Annotated in this window: 17 protein-coding genes; 9 read left to right on the top strand and 8 right to left on the bottom strand. The window is 68.5% G+C overall.

Features of this window, described 5'->3' with window-relative positions:
* Window positions 1-321: 321 nt before the first annotated feature.
* Entirely contained in the window at window positions 322-1,869 is a 1,548-nt protein-coding gene (locus LQ938_RS11070; protein WP_223723005.1) for a molybdopterin-dependent oxidoreductase, read from the bottom strand.
* Between the two features lie 354 nt (window positions 1,870-2,223).
* On the opposite strand from LQ938_RS11070, the gene LQ938_RS11065 reads away from it, so the two are divergent.
* Window positions 2,224-2,823 carry a hypothetical protein gene (locus tag LQ938_RS11065; RefSeq protein ID WP_231341321.1) on the top strand — a complete coding sequence of 200 codons (600 nt, stop codon included), beginning with the start codon at window positions 2,224-2,226 and terminating at the stop codon, window positions 2,821-2,823.
* A 125-nt stretch (window positions 2,824-2,948) separates the two neighbouring features.
* Here LQ938_RS11065 and LQ938_RS11060 read toward each other — a convergent pair whose 3' ends face one another.
* Entirely contained in the window at window positions 2,949-3,803 is an 855-nt protein-coding gene (locus tag LQ938_RS11060) for an alpha/beta fold hydrolase (protein WP_223723007.1), read from the bottom strand.
* A gap of 145 nt (window positions 3,804-3,948) precedes the next feature.
* Between LQ938_RS11060 and LQ938_RS11055 the strand changes: the two genes are divergently transcribed.
* Window positions 3,949-4,569 (top strand): TetR/AcrR family transcriptional regulator, encoded by a 621-nt coding sequence (locus tag LQ938_RS11055; RefSeq protein ID WP_223723008.1) that lies wholly within the window; start codon window positions 3,949-3,951, stop codon window positions 4,567-4,569.
* Here LQ938_RS11055 and LQ938_RS11050 read toward each other — a convergent pair.
* The 3 genes from LQ938_RS11050 to treS form a co-directional block, all read right to left on the bottom strand.
* Window positions 4,541-5,593 (bottom strand): glycoside hydrolase family 76 protein, encoded by a 1,053-nt coding sequence (locus LQ938_RS11050; protein ID WP_223723009.1) that lies wholly within the window; start codon window positions 5,591-5,593, stop codon window positions 4,541-4,543. The genes LQ938_RS11055 and LQ938_RS11050 overlap by 29 nt on opposite strands.
* A 15-nt stretch (window positions 5,594-5,608) precedes the next feature.
* Window positions 5,609-5,815 carry a three-helix bundle dimerization domain-containing protein gene (locus tag LQ938_RS11045; protein WP_223723010.1) on the bottom strand — a complete coding sequence of 69 codons (207 nt, stop codon included), beginning with the start codon at window positions 5,813-5,815 and terminating at the stop codon, window positions 5,609-5,611.
* Between the two features lie 75 nt (window positions 5,816-5,890).
* On the bottom strand, window positions 5,891-8,158 hold the full coding sequence (gene treS / locus LQ938_RS11040) for a maltose alpha-D-glucosyltransferase (protein WP_223723011.1): 2,268 nt from the start codon (window positions 8,156-8,158) through the stop codon (window positions 5,891-5,893).
* A gap of 160 nt (window positions 8,159-8,318) precedes the next feature.
* Between treS and LQ938_RS11035 the strand changes: the two genes are divergently transcribed.
* Genes LQ938_RS11035 through LQ938_RS11020 form a run of 4 tightly spaced genes read left to right on the top strand, consistent with a single transcriptional unit; the run spans window position 8,319 to window position 10,885 of the window.
* A complete protein-coding gene (locus LQ938_RS11035) occupies window positions 8,319-8,636 on the top strand; it encodes an SAV_915 family protein (protein WP_223723012.1) in 318 nt (105 codons plus the stop codon).
* Complete coding sequence (locus LQ938_RS11030) at window positions 8,633-8,929, top strand: hypothetical protein (RefSeq protein WP_223723013.1); 297 nt, start codon at window positions 8,633-8,635, stop codon at window positions 8,927-8,929. Before LQ938_RS11035 ends, LQ938_RS11030 begins: the two co-directional genes overlap by 4 nt.
* Entirely contained in the window at window positions 8,929-10,095 is a 1,167-nt protein-coding gene (locus LQ938_RS11025) for a hypothetical protein (RefSeq protein WP_223723014.1), read from the top strand. Before LQ938_RS11030 ends, LQ938_RS11025 begins: the two co-directional genes overlap by 1 nt.
* Window positions 10,096-10,102: 7 nt before the next feature.
* The gene (locus tag LQ938_RS11020) at window positions 10,103-10,885 is read left to right on the top strand and encodes a hypothetical protein (RefSeq protein WP_223723015.1); all 783 of its coding nucleotides are present in this window, start codon (window positions 10,103-10,105) and stop codon (window positions 10,883-10,885) included.
* A gap of 87 nt (window positions 10,886-10,972) precedes the next feature.
* Here the strand turns inward: LQ938_RS11020 and LQ938_RS11015 are convergent, their stop codons facing one another.
* A complete protein-coding gene (locus LQ938_RS11015; RefSeq protein WP_223723016.1) occupies window positions 10,973-11,323 on the bottom strand; it encodes a histone-like nucleoid-structuring protein Lsr2 in 351 nt (116 codons plus the stop codon).
* 170 nt (window positions 11,324-11,493) lie between these two features.
* Complete coding sequence (locus LQ938_RS11010) at window positions 11,494-12,351, bottom strand: LuxR C-terminal-related transcriptional regulator (RefSeq protein ID WP_223723017.1); 858 nt, start codon at window positions 12,349-12,351, stop codon at window positions 11,494-11,496.
* 132 nt (window positions 12,352-12,483) lie between these two features.
* On the opposite strand from LQ938_RS11010, the gene LQ938_RS11005 reads away from it, so the two are divergent.
* Together LQ938_RS11005 and LQ938_RS11000 are read left to right on the top strand one after the other, a co-directional pair.
* Window positions 12,484-12,837, top strand: a complete 354-nt coding sequence (locus LQ938_RS11005) for a DUF485 domain-containing protein (RefSeq protein ID WP_223723018.1) — start codon at window positions 12,484-12,486, stop codon at window positions 12,835-12,837.
* Complete coding sequence (locus tag LQ938_RS11000) at window positions 12,834-14,450, top strand: solute symporter family protein (protein WP_223723019.1); 1,617 nt, start codon at window positions 12,834-12,836, stop codon at window positions 14,448-14,450. Before LQ938_RS11005 ends, LQ938_RS11000 begins: the two co-directional genes overlap by 4 nt.
* A 22-nt stretch (window positions 14,451-14,472) precedes the next feature.
* Here the strand turns inward: LQ938_RS11000 and LQ938_RS10995 are convergent, their stop codons facing one another.
* Window positions 14,473-14,991 carry a methylated-DNA--[protein]-cysteine S-methyltransferase gene (locus LQ938_RS10995; RefSeq protein ID WP_223723020.1) on the bottom strand — a complete coding sequence of 173 codons (519 nt, stop codon included), beginning with the start codon at window positions 14,989-14,991 and terminating at the stop codon, window positions 14,473-14,475.
* Window positions 14,992-15,168: 177 nt separating this feature from the next.
* Between LQ938_RS10995 and LQ938_RS10990 the strand changes: the two genes are divergently transcribed.
* A complete protein-coding gene (locus tag LQ938_RS10990) occupies window positions 15,169-18,885 on the top strand; it encodes an AAA family ATPase (RefSeq protein WP_223723021.1) in 3,717 nt (1,238 codons plus the stop codon).
* Window positions 18,886-19,080: the final 195 nt, after the last annotated feature.

Here is a 19,080-nt window from a genome sequence, read left to right as displayed (position 1 = left end):
TTTCTCGGCGGGGCGAATCCCGTGATAAGCCCAGGGCTTTGCAACCCTGCATGCGGGAGGCGCTCGAGGCGCGCGATGTCCGCGTTGTGTCTAGCTGTCGGTATCGATGATGTTGGCGCGGCCCTCGCGAAATGACTCTGGACGATGCCCGAGCTAGCCCCTGATGTCGCCGGACTCTGAAGAACCCGCGTAGTTCCGAGAAGTCGCTGCTGGATGTACTGGATACGCGGCGATTTGGATTCGAGTCCCTCCAGAGGCGTCTCAGATCGCCGTGGGGAGTCGATCCCGAGCGCTGCGGCTTACCGGGAGTCCGATCCCTGCTCAGCCGACCGACACAGTCCGCCGATGCCATCCCGTCGCCCCGTCGGGCGCGGGCGCCGCTTCGTCCTCAGTCTGCGTGTACCCGGTCGCGTCGGTTGCCCGCACCGCGATGTCGTGCGAGCCGGCTGCCGCTTCCCACTCGAAGACCCACTGCACCCAGGTGTCCGCGCTGACCGCCTGCGCGAGTCGCGCCTCCTGCCACTCGCCGCCGTCGATCTGCACCTCGACCTTCGCAACGCCCGTGTGTGGTGCCCACGCGACTCCCGCGACGGTCACTGTTCCTGCGGTGACGCTCTGCCCGGAACGGGGCACGTCGATGCGCGACTCCGTCTTGATCGGGCCACGCTCGCTCCATCCGCGCGTGGACCAGTAGGCCTTCTCGGCGTCGAACGTCGTGACCTCGAGCTCGGTGACCCACTTGGTCGCCGACACGTAGCCGTAGAGACCGGGCACCACCATCCGCACCGGGAAGCCGTGATCGAGCGGCAGCAGCTCGCCGTTCATCCCGACGGCGAGCAGGCACGCGCGGTCCTCCTCTTGCAGCACTTCGAGCGGGCTTGAGGCGGTGAACCCGTCGATGCTGCGCGAGAGCACCATGTCGGCCCCCGCCTGTGGCCTTGCGCGCTTGAGGAGTTCGCGGAGGGGATATCCCAGCCACATCGCGGTGCCGATGAGGTCGCCGCCGACCTCGTTCGAGACGCACGAGAGAGTGACCGCATGCTCCTCCAGCGGGAGCGCGATGAGCTGCGCCCAGGTGATCACGACCTCTTCCTCGACCATGCCGTGGATGCGGAGCGACCACTCGGCGGGATCGACCGACGGCACCTGAAGAGCGGTGTCGATGCGGTAGAAATCGGCGTTCGGCGTGATCACCGGGCTGAGGCCAGGCACATCAAGAGATGCGGATGCCGGCACCGGGGGCGCGGCGACGGCGGGCGACGGCAGCGTCAGAGACGCGCGCACGGCGGTCACCGCGGCCGTCGCAGCGGTGAAGGCCCGCGACCCGAGTCCAACGACCACGGTCGCCACGCCGGCGACGCCGACCATGCGGAGGAAAGCACGCCGGGATGGCGCGGCGCTCACCGCGCCCGGTTCCGTGGGCGCGGCGACGTCGCGCCACGCCTTCAGTCGCGCGGTCGCGAGCATGAGCACGGCCGCCCCGGCGAGCATCCCGATCACACTGGGCAGAGCGTCGATTCCCGAGGAGTCCGGTCGGGTGACCGTCGCGAGTGCGCCGATTCCCGCGACCACGGCCAGCAGCACGACACCGAGCGGCGGCCGTCGGTACTGCGCGATCCCCGCGAGGGCAGCGAGCCCCGCAACGAGGAGCCCCAGCACGCCGATGAGCACGATCTTGTCGGCCGTGCCGAACAGCGCGATCACGGTGTCCTTCACGAACGGCGGCACGAGATCGATGACCCACGCGCCCACCGCGACCATCGGGCTCCCGCCGGGGCCGACCACCACCGACACCAGTTCAGCGACGGCCAACGTCACCGCGGCCGAAACGATGCCGACGAGCGCGGACCAGCCGCGGGGGATGCTCATGCGTGAACTGTAGTCCGCGGTCCTATTGCTGCGATGATCGTGCCGGAACCCACGTGTCCACTGACGAGTTCTTCCCGGGGCAAATGACAACGCAGTCGCCTACGGATGCGGACGGCCTCACGGCTGCCTGCGCCTTCAGTCCGGCACTTTCGAGGAGATCGCAGATTTCAGGGGAGGGAGCTTCGCCGCCGCGGAGTCCACACGGAAGAGTGCGTGGACGGAGCGCAGCGCAACACGCTGAACGGGCGCGGCGACGGCCTGCCGGAGGAACGCGACGGGTCGCAGCCATCCACGAGCAGCGCGGCGCGGGCCGGAAGACAGGCCGGAGTCGCAGCTTCCACTAATGTCGCAATCATGCCGGAGCCGACTGCGGCCTCTCCCCACGCCGCGTATGACCGGTACGTCACGAGCCGGCGTCAGCTCGAGAGTCGACTGCGGCGCGTGGGCCAGATCGCTTTTCATCTGTTCGCCGTCGCCCTGACGGGCGTATTAGCAGCGCTTTTCGTTGCATCAGTCGTTGACGCAGGCGAGCCCATCATCTGGGGGACGTTCACGGAGGAGTACTGCGAGGATTCGCCCCGCCGGGGATGCCGGCCCGTCGGAACATGGACGAGTCATGACGGGACGATCGTCAAGCACGACATCTACTTGGACGGGGCGGTAGGCGTCGATGGCACGGCCCCTGCGAGCTACCGGCCGACCGGAATCATGTCCAACAACGTCGTTCACACGACCGCCTTCACAGGCATCCTTCCGTGGCTCACGGGAGGTCTCCTGCTGTGGTGGGCGATCTACTCGATGTATAAAGCGACGGGCTGGGGTGATCTGAACTGGTTGTTCAAGCTCCTTCCGGAGCCGTTCGTCCGTTCGGCCGCAAATCCGGACCTCACTACGCGGCGCGGACGTCGACGCGCTCGCGCGGCTGAATCGGCCGCAGCGCACCGTACTCGCTGAGAGCGCACGTCGGCAGTTTTCGCCCACCCGCTTCAAGACATCGACGGTCGCCGCCCGCTGCCCGCCCCGCCGACGCCCAACGCCGGTCGTGACCGTCGTGCGGGCGCCGTCGGCGGGCACCGGACTTACTTGCTCAGGAACTTCGCGGCGACCGGGGCGAACTTCTCCCAGTACTGGAAGATGGCGCCGTGGCCGGAGTCCGGGTAGATGATCAGCTCGGACCCCTTGATCCGCGCGTGCAGATCTTCGGAGAGCACGGAGGGCACCATCCGGTCGTTGTCGCCGTTGGCGATGAGGGTCGGCTGCGTGATGACAGAGAGGTCTGACGGGGCGGACCGACCGTAGCGCTGAATGGCCTTCAACTGGGTCTGGAATGCCTTGGTGCTGATCGCCTTGTCGCGATCGACGGTGCGCTCCTTGAGGCGCTCGACGAACGCCTTGGCGGCTTTCTTGCCGGCGTTGTCGCGGTTGAAGAAGAGGAATTCCTTCGGGTCGGAACGGGTGAGCGTGGCGCGGAGGATGTCCCAGTAGGTCGTGCCGACGACCTTGTCCATGTCTTTGCCGCCGCGCGGGCCGGTGCCGGTGAGCACGAGCTTGCGGACGAGCGTCGGGTGCTTCACGACCAGGTCCTGGGCGATCATGCCGCCCATCGAGAACGAGAACAGGTCGATCTTCGTGTAGCCGAGCCCCTTCGTGATGAAGGAGTACGCGTCTTCGGCCGCTTTCTCGAGAGTGTCGGGGAAGGTGCCGCTCGAGGCGCCCACGCCGAGCTGGTCGAAGGTGATCACGTGGCGGGTCTTCGCGATGGCGTCGACGATCCGCGGGTCCCAGTTGTCGAGCGTCGCGGCGAGGTGCACGAAGAAGACGACGGGAACCTCTTCTTCCGGCCCGTATTCGCGGTAGGCGAAGGTCTGACCGCCGACCGCAACGGTCTTGGCCGGTGCCAATGCATAAGAGGTGATGGCGGGGGTGGTGCTCATGAGAAATCTCCTTGATCGGGCCGGATGGTGAGACGCTCTGCCGCTGTGACCAGCACCAGACCTCAATCTGCGGTGGCCTTCGCGCCGCGAGCCGAGTAAGCTCAATTATGAGGCGACTCAGTAAAGTTGTCAAGGGGAGGACGTCATGACCGAGAATCCGAATCGGCCGAGCCGCCGAGAACGAGCAAAGGCAGACAAACAACGACGGATCATGGATGCGGCGCGAGCGCTGTTCGCCGAACGCGGCGTCGGGCGAGTCACGACCCAGCAGATCGCCGACCGCGCCGATGTCGCCATCGGTACCCTGTACCTCTACGCCGTAACAAAGGCGGAGCTGCTGATCCTGGTGCAGAACCAGAAGTTCGAGAACGCCATCGACGACGGCCTCGCGGCGGCGCGTCGCTGCCAGGGTGATGACACGGTCGGTACCGTGCTCGCGCTTTTGGAGCCGGTCGTCGGATGCATCCGCGAGCACCCCGAAAACGGCCGCACTTACCTCAACGAACTCGTCTTCGGCGACCCCACCGAGACCCATCGCCGCACCGGCCTCGCCATCGCTGTGCAGCTCGAAGAAGGAATCGCGGGTGTCCTCGCCGGTGACGTCGGCATCACCACGTCGGATGCGGCAACCCTCGCCCGCGTGATCACGTCGATCATCCACGTCACCACGACCGCGAGCGTGTACCTCCCGCGCACCCCGCCCGAAATCCTGGATCAGATTCGACGGCAGATCAGCGTCATCGTGCGGCCGACTCGCGCGGCGTGAGCTCGGATCGCTCCAGAGCTGCCCGCACCTCCAGCGCCATCACCGCGCTCAACTGCGTCGAGAGCGCGATGCGCCCCGTCGCCGGCTCGCGCCAGTCATCGCCCGCGAGCAGTCGCCCGTCGCGCAGCCCGTGCGCCCAGAGCTGATCCGTGCTCCCGCGAACGAAGTCGGCGAGCGGGGCCGCCGCATCCGCCCCCATGTGAGGCAATAACCCACCCAGGTAGCGGTAGAAGATCCCGCGGAACAGCCCGGCGTCTCCGCCGTCGTCCTCGCCGACGAACACCCCGCCCGCCGTCAACTGCGCGATGGCAGCCGATGCGGTCTCCAAGGCCCGCCCGAGGGGCGCACGGTCACCCGTCGCCTCGAACACGGCGGTGGCCGCACCGACGTACACACCCTGGTTGTAGGTGAACCGCCACCCATCGACGCGGCCGTCGCCCGCGCGGTTCACACCGTCGAGCACCATGCCGTCGGCACCCCGCATCCGCGTGGTCAGCCACTCGAATCCCCGGCCCGCGTACTCGAGCGCCCGCGCGTCGCCGCGTGCCCCGAGCCGCGCCGACAGAATCACGAACGGACCGTTCGCCGGCGTGTTCTTGTAGTCGAGCTGCTGCTTCCGCCACGCCATGCTCGCGCCGTGCGTGTCGTTCCAGCCGTGCTGCACGCAGTGCTCCCAGAGCGCCCGAGCGTTCTCACCCGCGCGCTCATCGCCCGTGAGCGTGTGCATCCGGTCGAGCGCGAGCGCGTACCAGAGCATGTCGTCGAAGTAGTCGTTGAACAGCGATCCGTGGTTGCGGTTCCGGATGCTGCGCGCCACCCGACGCGCATTACCCGCCCAGGCGCTCGCCCCCGTGCGCGCGAAGGCGTCGAGGCGCACGTCGACGAGGTGTGCGAGCCACCAGTAGTGGAACGGCTCGCGAAGCCGCGGCGGGTAGGTCGTGTGCACCATCCGGCGCTCGCCGGCCCCGAAGAAACGGTCGATGCTCAGTTGCGCGACGTCAGCGCGAGCGTCCCAGACACTCACGCTGCTACCGCCGCGTTACGCCGACGCCTGGAGCCGAAGCTTCTGCTTCGCCGAACGCTCCGCGAGTACCGGCACGAAATCACGCACGCGTGCGGCGGCGAGATCTCTCAGACTCGACGACACCGCGGCCTCGATGACCGGGGGATCGATATCGGGAAAACGTTCGCCCAGACGGTGGACGACGGCGTCGATCTGCGAAGCCTCATCGGTCTCACGTTGCATGGCAGATACGGTACCCGCCGACCCCGTTCGGCAAAAGGGCCCGCGCCGTGCTTAAGTCCGGGCGGCGCCCGGCGCTCAGACGCCCGTAATGATCGGCATCGCCCGGGTGATCGGGTGGAATTCCTCCACCTCGGGTTCGCCGAGCACGAGGAACCGTCCCTCGTACGGGCCGAGGTGCAGCGGGAAGCTCTGCAGATCGTCCACGCGCCCGACGTTCTCGCCGCTCTCGGCATCGGTGACGGGGGAGCGCGGCACGAGGCTCTCCGAGCGCACCGTGCCATCGATGGCCTCGGCCGAGAAGTTGAGCACGGTGATCTGGATCGCCGCGTCGCGCTTCGCCGCATCCCCGCCGTCGAGGCGATGCACCATCACGAGCATGCTCGGGTGCGCCACCTGCGGGATGTCGATCTGCGACGCGATCGCGATGTCCGACTCTTCGCGGATGCGGAGAAGCCCGCCAAGTCGCGAGGCGAACGAGTCCGGGTCGCCGAGCTGGTCGGGAAGCGGTCCGTAGAGCGCCTGCGCGCGCGGTACGCCGGCGAGCGAGCGCGTCGCCTCGGGAGCGACGTCGAGCAGGTCGTGCGCGCCGCGCTCGATCCAGCGGGTGTCGCCCGAGGCGATGAGTCCTGCGACCTCACCGGCCGGCAGCGTCAGCGACCCGGTGAGGTCCCAGCCGGAGAGCGCGAACACACCGGGCTGCCAGGCGTTGTACTTCGCGAGCAGCAGGTGCGCGGCCCGAATGCCGGAGACCGCATCCGGGGTGATGTCTCCGAGCCGCTCGAAGCCCTGCGTCGCCGCGATCAGCGACGCCGTCGTGCACGCGATGCCGTTCTGCGTGAAAACCAGGTTGTAGTCGGCGCGGACGGTGAGGACCTCGGTCAGCTCCGCGCGCACGAGCCGCGCGAGCTCGCCGCCGGTGATCTCGCCGTGTCGGAACGGGAACACGTCCTCGTGGTGCGTGGTCGCCCAGTGCACGAGCTCGTAGGTCAGTTCGTCGTGGTTCTGCATCCCGTGCACGAGCTGGGCCGGCTCGACTCCGGTCGCGAGCGATGTGGTGAGCGCGAGGCGCAAGAACTCGGTGTCGCCGGTCGCGAGCGCGTGGTGGTAGCCGGGACGCGTCACGAAGTCATAAGAGAGGTCTGCGCCGACGGCCGCCGTGTCGCGGATGTCTTCCATCGTCAGGTTGAGCTCTTGGAAGGTGAAGCCGCCGACCTTTCGCACCATGCCGGCGATGATGTGGTTCGCGGCCTGCGACAGCGGGTGCCCCTCCGACCAGGCCGGCAGACCCTCCGCGCTCTTCTCCACACCGAGGAAGCCGTTCGCGTCCAGGCGCAGCGCACTCGTGCCGAGGTCGCCGAGCGAGTGCAGGGCATCGCCGATGACCAGCTTCATGCCCGAGAAAGTGGGGTCGAGCCAGTTGATCGACGGCTGGCCCTCCTTGAAGTAGTGCAGGTACACCCAGCGGCGCTCGACACCATCCGGACCGATGACGGGGGAGGTCGCGCTCCAGTTCGTCTCTTTCACACCGGGCGTATAGAAGATGACGCGCTGCAGCTCGCCGATGATGTAGCCGCGCTCGCTCAGCTCGCGCTCCCGGTCGCGATCGAGGTTGACCGAATCGTGCCCCTCCGGCACATCCGGCAAAAGGCTCCAGTCCTCCGGCGGGATCTCCACCATGTGGTAGATCCCGGGGTAGTCCTTGTACGCCATCTCGGCGAGACGGAAGTCCGCGCCCTTGCCCGTGTGGCCGGGAACGATGTCGTCGATGACGCTGCCGCCGTGCGCATCGGCCACGTCCGCGAGGCGGCGGAAGGCGTTCTCATCGCCGAACTCGGGGTCGATCTGCGTGCTGATGCGGTCGAAGTGACCGTCGACGCTCGGCGTTTCCTGCCATCCGGAGATGCCGCCGGCGCGCTTGACCGGACCGGTGTGGATGCCGGTGATGCCGATCGCCTCGAACGCCTCCCACAGGGCCTCGTCGCCGAGCGACTGCAGGAACGATTCACCGGGGCGGGTGATGAGCGAGATCGGGTAGGCCGTGAACCAGACGTTCGTGGTCTCGATCGCGCGGCGCGCATCCGGGCGCGCATAGGGGTTTCGCCACATCGACGGCTGACCGGAGAGCTGACGGCCGAGCACGTCCGCATCCTTCAGCATCGACTGACGCACCAGCCACTCGACGTACGCCGGGTTCGTGCCGTTCGCGGTGCGCGGGTCGGCCGTGAAGCGTTTGACCGCACTCCGCTTCAGCTGATCGCGGGGACGGAGCCGACGCGGACGAGCGGGATACCGCTGTTCGTCGTAGCTGATCTCGTCCGGCAGCTGGTCCTCGGAGTCGCTCATCAGATCCCTTCGGAAGAGGAGGTGGTACTGCAACGCTAGGCGGTCCGCGCACCTGCGCGCGCGGACTTGCCGACGGTGCACGCTTCGTGCACAGGGGGTCTTCCGGGCCGCACGCCCTGGTTAGACTCGTCGGCACACGAGTCGAGGTGGGGGGAACCGGATGGCGCGCTGGATCCGAGAAGACGCACATATCGAGCAGCCGGAGGTCATCGTGCCGCCGGCGCTCTATCTGCCGCTGATCGACAACCCCGAGAGCGAGGGGCAGATGGCCGTCGTGCGAAAGCTCGCCGACGGTCGCCGCGGACTCCTCGCGTACACGGCGCTCGATCGCCTCGCTGACAAGTGCGGCAAGAACCAGCCGTGGATGCTGCTGATGACCTCCGAACTCGGCACCATCCGTGAGGGTCAGCCATTCGACGTTGTCGCGTTCGATCTCGACATCCCGTTCACCCAGATCGTCGACGGGCGTCTCGCATGAGCGATCCGATCTACATCGACCGCGACAACATGGAACGGCGGATGGGCGACGTCGTGACCTACGTCGACGACCTCGACGCGGCTCTCGCCGACATTCCGGGACCGGCGGATGCAGGCGCCGCATCCGCCATGATCGGCTTCATCTCGTCTGCCGGCGCGGAAGCGGCGAACGAGTACGCCGGCGCGGTGCGGTTGATCGCCGCGATCACAAACGAGGTACTGGCGGATTCCTTGGCCGCGGACGCGGAAATCGCCGACGACCTGTCCGGCCTCGAGGCGGAGCTGGAGGGCTGATGTCGATCCAGGTGAAGATGCCGGGCTCGCCGGAGAGCGTGCGTGCCGTCGCGGACTGGCTCGACTCCGTGAAATCGAGCATGACCGACACGGACGTCGAGCTGACCGCCGTCTGGAGCGACTCGAACTACTACTGGACCGGAGAATCGGGCAGTTCCTGGCGTGACACGGTCGGGACGGTTCGGAGCCGCGCGATGGGCGTTCCCGGGTTCCTCGGCGACGCGACCGAGGTCTTCCGTGCCTACGCGAACCGTCTCGAACGCGCACAGGAGGACTTCGAGACGCTTCTGTTCCAGGCGGGGGAGGTGGGCCTCCAGGTCGTGGGCGACACGGTCTTCCCGCCGACGACGAATCTGCAGTACTGCCCGGCGCCCGGCGCTCCCGCCGAGGATCTCGAGGAGTACGAGGACTACACCGACAAGGTCGCCAGCTACAACGACCTCGGCACCCAGGTCGGAACGACCATGGGTCAGCTGGACGTCTGGATCGGTGAGAACATCGTTCCGCTCGTCGAGCGGGTCGAGGAGCTGCGAGAACTCTCCGGAACCGTCGACGCGTTGTCTGCGCCCGGCAACGACGATCTGGCCGGTGCGGTGCTGGACGGCTACGACCGGTTCAACAGCGACACCCTCGGCGAGTGGCGCACGCAGCACGACACGCTGCAGGATTCGGCCGAGACCTTCCGGAACCAGCTGCGGTCGGGTAACCCTGCGGTTCGTGCGGCAGCCGAGGCGGCCGACCCGAGAGCGATGGCCGCGGGTGCCGAAGAGATCGCCGAGCAGATCGGTCGCGTCTCGCGGTTCGCGAAGGTCATCCCCGTCGCGGGCACGGTTCTCGAGGTCGTCTCGATCGCCTCGGATGTGGCGGATGGCGGTTCGCTCAGCTCCGGTGTCGCCGAGGCAGCGGGCGGGGCGGCGGGAGGGCTCGCCGGCGGCGCCGCTGCCGGCGGCATCGCGGTCGCGCTCGGCAGCAACCCGGTCGGCTGGGTCATCGGCGGTGTCGTGGTCGGCGGCATCGCCGTCGGATCGGGCGCGCGCTGGTTGTGGGAAGCGGCGGTGCCTCTGGACTCCCGTGAGACGATCGACGACTTCTTCACCGGCGGACCGCCACGTCTCGAGGGATACACCCCTCCCTCGCCCCGTTCTCGCCCGGTGCCCGGGGGATGATGAGCGAATGAGCCTGCAGCGGATGAGTCCCCGGGTGCTGCCCGCCGACGGGCAGCGGGCGCCGGTGTACCCGAACGGTCGGAACCCGCGGGCATTGGCGTGGCTGGTGACGGCGGTCGCCCTGCTGCCGGCGTTCCTCGCCGTCGCCGATGGCCGAGGGGGATTCCGGTTGGTGATGGGCGCGTTGGCGGTCACGATCCTGACAATCGGCATCTCGCTCCACCGCATGTTCGGTGCGATCGAACCCCGGGTCGTGCGCGTGGACGAGGATGCGGCCGGCCTGCGATTCGCTCCTCCCGCCGCAGCGACCCTCCCGATGTTCGCCGTCGCGGTCGCGCTTCTTCTTCCCGGGATCGCGCAGCTTGTCGTCGACACCCAGGGCCTTCCGACGATGTCGGGCGGCATCGTCTCCCGCGCCCCTTACGCGCTTGGGATCCTGGGGCTCGTGACTCTCGCGGTGCAGCTGTGGCGGGTGCGGGTGCCCGCCGGGTTGGAGTTGACGACCGAGCGGCTGCGCGGCATCCGGGGCTCCGCGGGCGTGGACTGGCGCTGGGAAGATCTCGCCGACGTGAGCGTCGCCGCCGGCCCCGTGGCGAAGCTGTCGCTCGTGCCGCGCGGGGGAGCAGGGCGCCCGGTTCTCGCGCCGATGCTCGCGCTGGGTTCTGATCCGAACGAGGTCGCGGCTATCGTGCGGTTCTACCTCGAACGCCCCGCGGAGCGCGTCGCGCTCGCCGAGGGTGGCGTCGCGGCCGTGCGCCGCGTCGAGGATGCGCTGCGCGCCCGCCGCTGAGGTCCCCCGCACGACACCCGGGTGCCCGTTCCGAACAGATCAGTGCTCGCGCGTCAACCGCAAACGGGCTGCGCGCGAACACTGCGGTCAGTGCGCGGCGTCGTATGCCTCGAGCACCGCGGAAGGAACCCGACCGCGCTCCGAGACCTGGTGCCCGTTGGCCTTCGCCCACGCGCGGATCTCGGTGTAGTCGCGCTGCTCCGCGCGGCGACGCGGGCGACCCGCGCTGCTCGACCCGCTAGAACGCGACGATGAGACGCTGCGTGCGGCGGAGAGGTACGGGGCGAACGCCTCACGAAGAGCGGTCGCATTCTCGCTGGACAGGTCGATCTCATATGCGGTGCCGTCGAGGGAGAAAAGGACGGTCTCGCCCTCACCCACCTCGAGAACCGATCCGTCGAAGTCGTCTACAAGCTGATGAACAATTCTGCGTGCCATGTCGCCACCTTAGTGCGCAAATTATGAGCGCTTGCCGAATTGCACAACATCGTTTCCTGTGCGGTATGGCTTTTCGCATTCTCCGCACCCGGCATTCCCCGGTTCCTGTGTCGTGAATGCGCGGAATACGACGTGGAAAGCGTGCAGCTGTGGCGCGTGAAGGGAGTGGGTCAGGGGAGGAGGCCCGCGCGGCGCGCTTTTGCAACCGCTGCGTGCCGCGTCGACGCGTCGAGTTTCGACATCGCGGCGCCGAGGTAGGACTTCACCGTCGTTTCTCGTAGCGCGAGCTCCGCGGCGATCTCCGAGTTCGTCGCGCCGAGCGCGGCGCAGGCGAGCACATCCACTTCGCGCGGTGACAGCTGCACTGCCGGGTCCGATGGTGCGGCGTCGCCGCGGGCGACAGCGGCGAGGCGCTGCTCGACATGTGTCAGGCGCGCGCGCAATTCCGCATCCGTCACGGTCGCCGCGATGCTGCGCAGTTCGGCGAAGCTCTCGCGCACCTCTTCCCGTGCGGCACCGTCGAGCCCGTCCGCGTCGGGGGCCGTTCCCGACGACGCCTGGTCGAGGCGGCGAGACACTTCATCCCGGATGCGGAGTTCGGTGGCGAACTCGTCGGCGATCCGGAGCGCGGGTCGAGCGGCGCCCTCGTCGACCGCCGATTCCGACCACGATCCGCAGTAGACCATCGCCCGCGCGCGTCCGGCCGCGACCACCGGCACCGCGAACAGCGTTGCGATCCCTTCGCCGAGGATCGCCCGGTCGTAGTCGTGGGTGATGCCGCGCGCAGTGCGGTAGTCGAGCGTCAGCCGTGGTCGCCCCTCGATCAGCGCGCGCCCCCCGAGTCCGCGGGCTTTCTCGACGATCAGGCCTTCGATACTGCGCCCCCGCGCGCCGACGATCGACGTCACGCGGACGGCGTGATCTTCGACGAGTCCGCCGAAGGCCACGGGAAAGCGCGTGCGTCGCACGAGGTCGTGGACGGCACGAGAAAGGAGCTGCTGACCGCTGATGGAGCCGAGGTGCACCACGCTGCGCTACCTACTTCCGGAGGTGTCGGCATCGTCGCCGGTCTTCGTAGCGTCGACCATACCACCGGGCAAGAACCTGCCGCGGGGGTGACGGCGCAACGATGCGCCACCGCCATGAGGCAAGGAGGCCACATGACTGACGAGCATGATCGATCGGCATCGCACGACGGTGTCGACTACATCGCGGTCGAAGAGTCCGAACAGTTCCAGAGGTTGAAGAAGAGTCAGCGGAGCTTCGTGTTCCCGCTCGCCATCGCCTTCCTCGTCTGGTATTTCGCCTACGTGCTGCTCTCCTCCTTCGCGGGGGAATTCATGTCGCAGCGCGTATCGGGAGACATCACCGTGGGGCTTCTGCTCGGACTCGGGCAGTTCGTGACGACCTTCGCCATCACGATGGGCTACGTCGCATACGCGAACAAGAAACTCGACCCGCAGTCACGCGCAATCCGTGAAGACCTCGAGCGTCGCACCGGAGGCAACGCATGAACGACGTATTCGGCGCCATCCACACGGCCGTGCAGACCGTGGAGAACGACCCCGTCCTGAATATCTCCATCTTCGCGGCGTTCGTGGCGGTGACGTTGTTCATCGTCATTCGCGCATCACGCAACAACAAGACCGCAGCCGATTACTACGCCGCGGGCCGCTCTTTCACCGGACCGCAGAACGGGTTCGCCATCGCCGGCGACTATCTGTCGGCGGCATCCTTCCTCGGTATCTGCGGCGCGATCGCCATCAACGGCTACGACGGATTCCTCTATTCGATCGGCTTCCTCGTGGCGTGGCTGGTCGCGCTGCTGCTCGTCGCCGAACTCATGCGCAACACCGGCCGATTCACGATGGCCGACGTGCTTTCCTTCCGCCTCAAAGAGCGCCCGGTCCGGATGGCGGCGGCCATCACGACACTCGCCGTGTGCTTCTTCTATCTGCTCGCGCAGATGGCCGGCGCCGGTGGCCTCGTGTCGCTGCTGCTCGGGATCAACGACAAGATCGGTCAGTCGATCGTCGTGGCCGTGGTGGGGCTCCTCATGATCGTCTACGTGTTGATCGGCGGAATGAAGGGAACCACCTGGGTGCAGATCGTCAAGGCGTTCCTGCTCATCGGCGGCGCGGTCGTGATGACGGTGTGGGTGCTGGCGATCAACGGGTTCAACCTCAACACTCTCCTCGAGAGCGCGGTCGCCGCGTCGCCGCAGGGTGACAAGGTGCTCGGCCCCGGACTCCAGTACGGCAAGAACCCGTGGGACTTCATCTCGCTGGCGATCGCTCTCGTGCTCGGTACGGCCGGACTCCCGCACGTGCTGATGCGCTTCTATACGGTGCCCACCGCGAAAGAGGCGCGGCGATCCGTCGTCTGGGCCATCTGGCTCATCGGCCTCTTCTACCTGCTGACCCTCGTGCTCGGATACGGCGCCGGTGCGCTCGTCGGGCCGGAGACCATCGCGGCTGCCCCGGGCGGGGTCAATTCCGCGGCGCCGCTCCTCGCGCTCTACCTCGGAGGCCCGGTGCTACTCGGCTTCATCTCCGCGGTCGCCTTCGCGACGATCCTCGCGGTGGTGGCGGGTCTCACGATCACGGCCGCGGCATCCTTCGCTCACGACATCTACGCGAGCGTCGTGAAGAAGGGCAACGTGCCGCCGGATGGTGAGGTGAAGGTCGCGCGACGGACCGTGATCGTCATCGGCATCCTCGCCATCATCGGTGGGATCGGGGTGCAGGGTCAGAACGTCGCGTTCCTCGTGGCACTCGCGTTCGCGGTGGCGGCATCGGCCAACCTGCCGACGATTTTGTTCTCGCTGTTCTGGCGTCGGTTCTCGACCCGCGGTGCGGTGTGGAGCATGTACGGCGGCCTCGCTGCGGCGATCATCCTCATCGTGCTGTCGCCCGTGTTCTGGGGGACGGAGACGAGCGTGTTCAAGAACGTCGGCGTGGCGATCTGGCCGTTGAACAACCCCGGCATCGTGTCGATCCCGCTCGGCTTCTTCCTCGGCTGGCTCGGGTCGGTGACGTCTCGCCGGGTCGAAGACCCCCGCAAGGCTGCGGAGATGGACGTGCGATCGCTGACGGGATTCGGCGCCGAGAAGGCGACCGACCACTGAGCGACATCGTCCGGCGGGCGGCCTACACGCCCGCCGGACGATGCGTGCCCTCGAGATCGAGCAGGTAGCGCTTGATCTCAGGTCGCCCGCCGTACTCGCCGATCGACCCGTCGGCGCGGACGACGCGATGGACGGGAACGACGAGCGAGATCGGGGTCAGCCGGCAGGCGGTGCCGACGGCGCGCGCGGCGCCTGCGGTGCCGGCGGAGATGGCGACTTCGCCGTAGCTGGCGGTTTCGCCGTACGGGATGCGGCGCACGGCCTCGAGCGCGAGCCGATGGAACCCGTTCACCGCCGACAGATCGACCGGCAGATCGAAGTCCGACCGATCGCCGTCGAAGTACTCATCGAGCTGCCGGGCGGTCTCATCTCCCGCGGCCTCGTCGTGCACGGGGACGGAGCGGAGCGCGCCGACCCACGGTTCGAGCGCGGCACCGAGGGGTGCGTCGAGGATCTCGAGCCCGATCAGGCCCGCAGCCGAATGGAGAAGGAGTGCATCGCCCACCGGAGTCGGGTGGATGCGGAAGGTCGCGGTCGTCATATCCCCATCATTGCGGCGGACACTCGCATCCGATCGGCGAAGCGGCGAGTGGGGGATGGATCGGGACGATTCGTCGCCTGGGGAGGAACAGCCGATCAGACCGGCGAGTCGCCCAATAGCGCGAAACCCGGGCGGGAATGAGCGGTAGGCGGCGTTCTCACGCCTAAGGTGACTCGTGTGTGGCGTGGAGAAGGTACGGCGACAGCCGGCAAGGACGACGTCGAGGCGACGCATCCCGTTCGCCCCGGCGATCTTGGCGTCGCCGAGCCCGGGGTCAGCGTGGCGAATGCGGCGGAGCCCGAGCGCGCCCGCGTGCGCGCGCAGGCGGCGCTACTGGGTGGCAAGTCGACACTCCTCTTCTACGAGGACACGTCCGAGCACGGCATCGACATCAACAAGGCCCACCCGGGGAGCCTGCCGCAGTTCCTGACCGGCCGCTCCACTCTTCTGTCGAACCTGTACCGCGACGAGGTGGCGCTTCGCACCGCACGGTTGGCGGCCGAGCGCATCACGGCGAAGAACGTCGAACTGCGTACGGCCCGCGGCCTCGAGACGGTGGCGCTCGCCGTCGGGATGGCGTCCTGGCGCATCGGCGGGATCGTCTGCACGGCGCCGGTGCTGCTCCGTCCGCTGGCCATCCGCCGCCATCACACCGATTTCGAGCTGAAGCTCCGCGGCGCGTTCACCGTGAACCCGGAGCTGGTTCGCGCGCTCGGCACGCACTTCGGCATCCACCTCGACCCGGTGGCCCTCGCGTCCCTCGCGCACGACGGCAACGTTTTCCGCCCGCAGCCGGTCATCGACCACCTGCGCGCGCTGACGACGCACGTGCCCACCTTCACCGTCACGCCGCGGCTCGTCGTCTCGACCTTCGCCGACGTCGGCTCGGGGATGGCGCGCGATACGGCCGACCTCGACCACCCGGTGCTGAACGCCCTCGGCGGACACATCGCGGATCGCGAGCGACTCTCGTTGCGTCCGGCACTGCCCACGGTGACGAGCCCCGACGACCGCACTCCGGCCGCCGACACGCTTCTTCTGGACGCGGATGCCGAGCAGGAAGCCGTGCTGGCGCGCATCGCCGCCGGGCACTCGCTCGCCGTGCACACGCTGCCCGGAACGGGCGGCACGCAGACCGTCATCAACGCCGTCGGCGCCCTCGTGCAGAGCGGAAAGCGGGTGCTGGTCGTCAGCGCTCGCCGCTCGACGCTCGACGGCGTGCGCCACCGGCTCGCTGGCATCGGTCTCGACGGCCTCGCGGTCACCCCGCGCCAGCTGCACCGCGACCTCATCCGCGCGATCGGCCGCAACGAGAAGGCCACGCAGCCGAAGGTGTCCGACATCGACGACGCGCTCGTGCGTTTGCGCACGGTGCTCCGGGACTACCGCGGTGCCCTGACCGTGCAGCATCCGAGCCTCGGCGCGTCCGCGCTCGATGTCGTGCGCCGGCTCACCGAGCTCACCACTCTCGACACGGCGCCCTCGACCACCGCGCGCTTCGACATCGCGACGCTGCAGCGCCTGCGCGACAACCGTCACATCGCAGCCGCGAAGCTCGTGGCCGCGGCGAAACTCGGCGAGTTCCGTTTCGGCCCCGACGATTCGCCCTGGTACGGCGTCTCGTTCGAAACGACCGTTGCGGCCCGCGCCGCGCACGCGGTCGCCGGTCGACTCAGCGGACAGGACGTGCCGAACCTGCTCGAGCGCGGCTACGAGCTCATCGCGCAGACCCGGATGCGGCCGTTCCGCACGGTCGACGAACTCGGCGAGTACCTACGCCTGCTGCAGGGCATCCGCGAGACGCTCGACAAGTTCTCGCCGTCGGTGTTCGAGCGCCCCCTGATCGAGCTCATCCAGGCGCACTCGCCCAAGCGCGACGCCGCGTCGATGAGCAGTGCCAACCGTCGCCGGCTCAAGCGGCTGTCGCGCGAGTACGTGCGTGCGGGCGTCCACGTCGGCGACATGTACGAGGCCCTCGTCCGCATCCAGCAGCAGCGCGCCGACTGGCAGCGGCTGGTCGAGGCGGGCGTCATGCCCGAGGTGCCTACCGGTCTGGCGGACGTGCACGTCGCCTGGCAGCGCGTGCACGCGCAGCTCGGCGAACTCGATGAGATCCTGCGTCGCCGGGAGTCTGCGCGCCTCGCCTCACTGCCCGTCGCCCACCTCATGCGCACGCTGGCCGGCCTTGGCGCCGAGTCCGAGTACTTCGAGAACCTGGTCGAGCGCGCGACGCTCCGCAGCGAGCTCGATCGCGCCGGCCTCGCCCCGCTGCTCACCGAGCTCTCGGTGCGGCACGTACCGGAAGAGCACGTCTCCGCCGAGCTCGAGTTCGCGTGGTGGCAGTCGGCCCTCGAGCACCTGCTGCGCACCGACCGCGCGCTGCTCGGCGCGAACACTGCGGTGCTCGACCGGCTCGAACGGGACTTCCGGCTCGTCGACGAAGCGCACGCGGCCGCATCCGGTCCGCTCCTGGCTGCCCAGCTCGCCACGCAATGGAAGATCGGCATCGTCGACTACGCCGGTGAAGCGGCCGCGCTCAAGCAGGCGCTGAAGAACGGTGTCTCCGATCCGGACCAGCTCGTCCGCACGGCGCCGACACTCCTCAAAGTCCTCGCGCCGGTGTGGCTCGCGTCGCCGTACGAAGTGCCCGACATTCCCGAGGCCCCGGCCTTCGATGTCGTGATCATCGCGGATGCGGCTGCCCTCTGCCTCGCTGAGGCCGCCCCTGCGCTTCGCCGCGCCCGCCAGGTCGTCGTGTTCGGTGACCCGGTGACGCAGAAGCCCACCCCGTTCGCGGTGGGGGCCGGGGTTCGCACCGAGTCCGACGAATTCGATGAGCCGTTCGATGAGACCTCGGTCTTCGAGCGCCTCGCCGGACTCGTCGACGTCGCCACCCTCACGCGCTCGTACCGGGCCGGCGGCGAAGACCTCGCCCGGCTCGTGAACGACGCGTTCTACGGCGGCGAGATCGTCTCCCTCCCGTGGGCCGGGTCCTATCTCGGACGCGGCAGCCTCAGCATCGACTACGTCGAGGGCGGCACCGGAACCCCCGATCCCATCTCCGGTGCGGTCGAGAGTCCGGATGCGGAGGTCCGCCGCATCGTGACGCTCGTCATCGAGCACGCAGTGCAGCGCGGCGCCGAGTCGCTCATGGTCGTCACTCCCAGCCGCCGGCACGCGGAACGCATCCGTGCGGCCGTCGACGCGGCGTTCGCGGGACGCTCCGACGTCGCGGAGTTCGTCTCGCGCGACACCGCCGAGCCGTTCGCCGTGCTCACCCTCGAGGAATCCGTCGCAGAGAGCCGCGACCGCGTGATTCTGTCGCTCGGGTTCGGTCTCACCAAGCACGGCCGCGTCCTCAGCGACTTCGGCGACCTCTCCACCCCCGACGGTGAGCGACTGCTGACCGTCGGCATGACCCGTGCCCGTCGCTCGATGGTCGTGGTCTCGTCGATCCGACCGACCGCCTTCGAAGACGGCCGGCTCGAGCACGGCGCCGCCACACTCATGAGTATCCTCGGGGGAGTGGCCGCGCGCGATCGCGAGCACCGACTCGAAGATCTCGCCGACGCGACCACGCGCGTCCTCGCCCGCGAGCTCCGGGCCCTGGGCGTCGACGTCGACATCGACTACCGCGGCCTCCTGCCGCTGGTCGCCCATCACGAGGGCAAGGCCGTCGTGGTGGAGTGCGATCCGGAGACCCGGGACGAGTCGCTCCGCGAATCGCTGCGCCTGCGCCCCCAGATCCTGCGCCGCCTCGGCTGGCACTACGTGCGCGTGCACGCCTTCGACCTGTACAGCGATCCCGCCTCCGTCGCGGCACGCGTCGCGGGTCTGCTCGGGATCGGCGGCGGAGAGCACGCCTCGACCCAGCCGATCGATGTCATCGAGTGAGCCGCGTCAGCGCGTCGAACGGGTACGCGGATCGCGACGGGCCAAGCTGACCCCGGCGCCCGGGGCCGTCGACGCCCCGGACCTTCCCGAACGCGACGACGCCGCATCCGCCCCGTCGGACGGAGGTCCGAACGATGAGCGGATGCGGCGTGACGTTCCCCCGCATTACTAAGGCGCTCGCGGGGCGAATCGCGC

This window comes from Microbacterium sp. cx-55 (assembly GCF_021117345.1).
In the GTDB taxonomy this organism is placed as follows: Bacteria; Actinomycetota; Actinomycetes; order Actinomycetales; family Microbacteriaceae; genus Microbacterium.
The sequence above is the reverse complement of the archived record's forward strand: the minus strand, read 5'-3'. Positions and strand labels throughout refer to the sequence as shown.

Excerpts from the sequence above, each read along its gene's own strand:
- LQ938_RS11070 (WP_223723005.1), bottom strand. The coding sequence starts at position 1,869 with ATGAGCATCCCCCGCGGCTGGTCCGCGCTCGTCGGCATCGTTTCGGCC.
- LQ938_RS11065 (WP_231341321.1), top strand. The coding sequence starts at position 2,224 with ATGCCGGAGCCGACTGCGGCCTCTCCCCACGCCGCGTATGACCGGTAC.
- LQ938_RS11060 (WP_223723007.1), bottom strand. The coding sequence starts at position 3,803 with ATGAGCACCACCCCCGCCATCACCTCTTATGCATTGGCACCGGCCAAG.
- LQ938_RS11055 (WP_223723008.1), top strand. The coding sequence starts at position 3,949 with ATGACCGAGAATCCGAATCGGCCGAGCCGCCGAGAACGAGCAAAGGCA.
- LQ938_RS11045 (WP_223723010.1), bottom strand. The coding sequence starts at position 5,815 with ATGCAACGTGAGACCGATGAGGCTTCGCAGATCGACGCCGTCGTCCAC.
- treS (WP_223723011.1), bottom strand. The coding sequence starts at position 8,158 with ATGAGCGACTCCGAGGACCAGCTGCCGGACGAGATCAGCTACGACGAA.
- LQ938_RS11035 (WP_223723012.1), top strand. The coding sequence starts at position 8,319 with ATGGCGCGCTGGATCCGAGAAGACGCACATATCGAGCAGCCGGAGGTC.
- LQ938_RS11030 (WP_223723013.1), top strand. The coding sequence starts at position 8,633 with ATGAGCGATCCGATCTACATCGACCGCGACAACATGGAACGGCGGATG.
- LQ938_RS11025 (WP_223723014.1), top strand. The coding sequence starts at position 8,929 with ATGTCGATCCAGGTGAAGATGCCGGGCTCGCCGGAGAGCGTGCGTGCC.
- LQ938_RS11020 (WP_223723015.1), top strand. The coding sequence starts at position 10,103 with ATGAGCCTGCAGCGGATGAGTCCCCGGGTGCTGCCCGCCGACGGGCAG.
- LQ938_RS11015 (WP_223723016.1), bottom strand. The coding sequence starts at position 11,323 with ATGGCACGCAGAATTGTTCATCAGCTTGTAGACGACTTCGACGGATCG.
- LQ938_RS11005 (WP_223723018.1), top strand. The coding sequence starts at position 12,484 with ATGACTGACGAGCATGATCGATCGGCATCGCACGACGGTGTCGACTAC.
- LQ938_RS11000 (WP_223723019.1), top strand. The coding sequence starts at position 12,834 with ATGAACGACGTATTCGGCGCCATCCACACGGCCGTGCAGACCGTGGAG.
- LQ938_RS10995 (WP_223723020.1), bottom strand. The coding sequence starts at position 14,991 with ATGACGACCGCGACCTTCCGCATCCACCCGACTCCGGTGGGCGATGCA.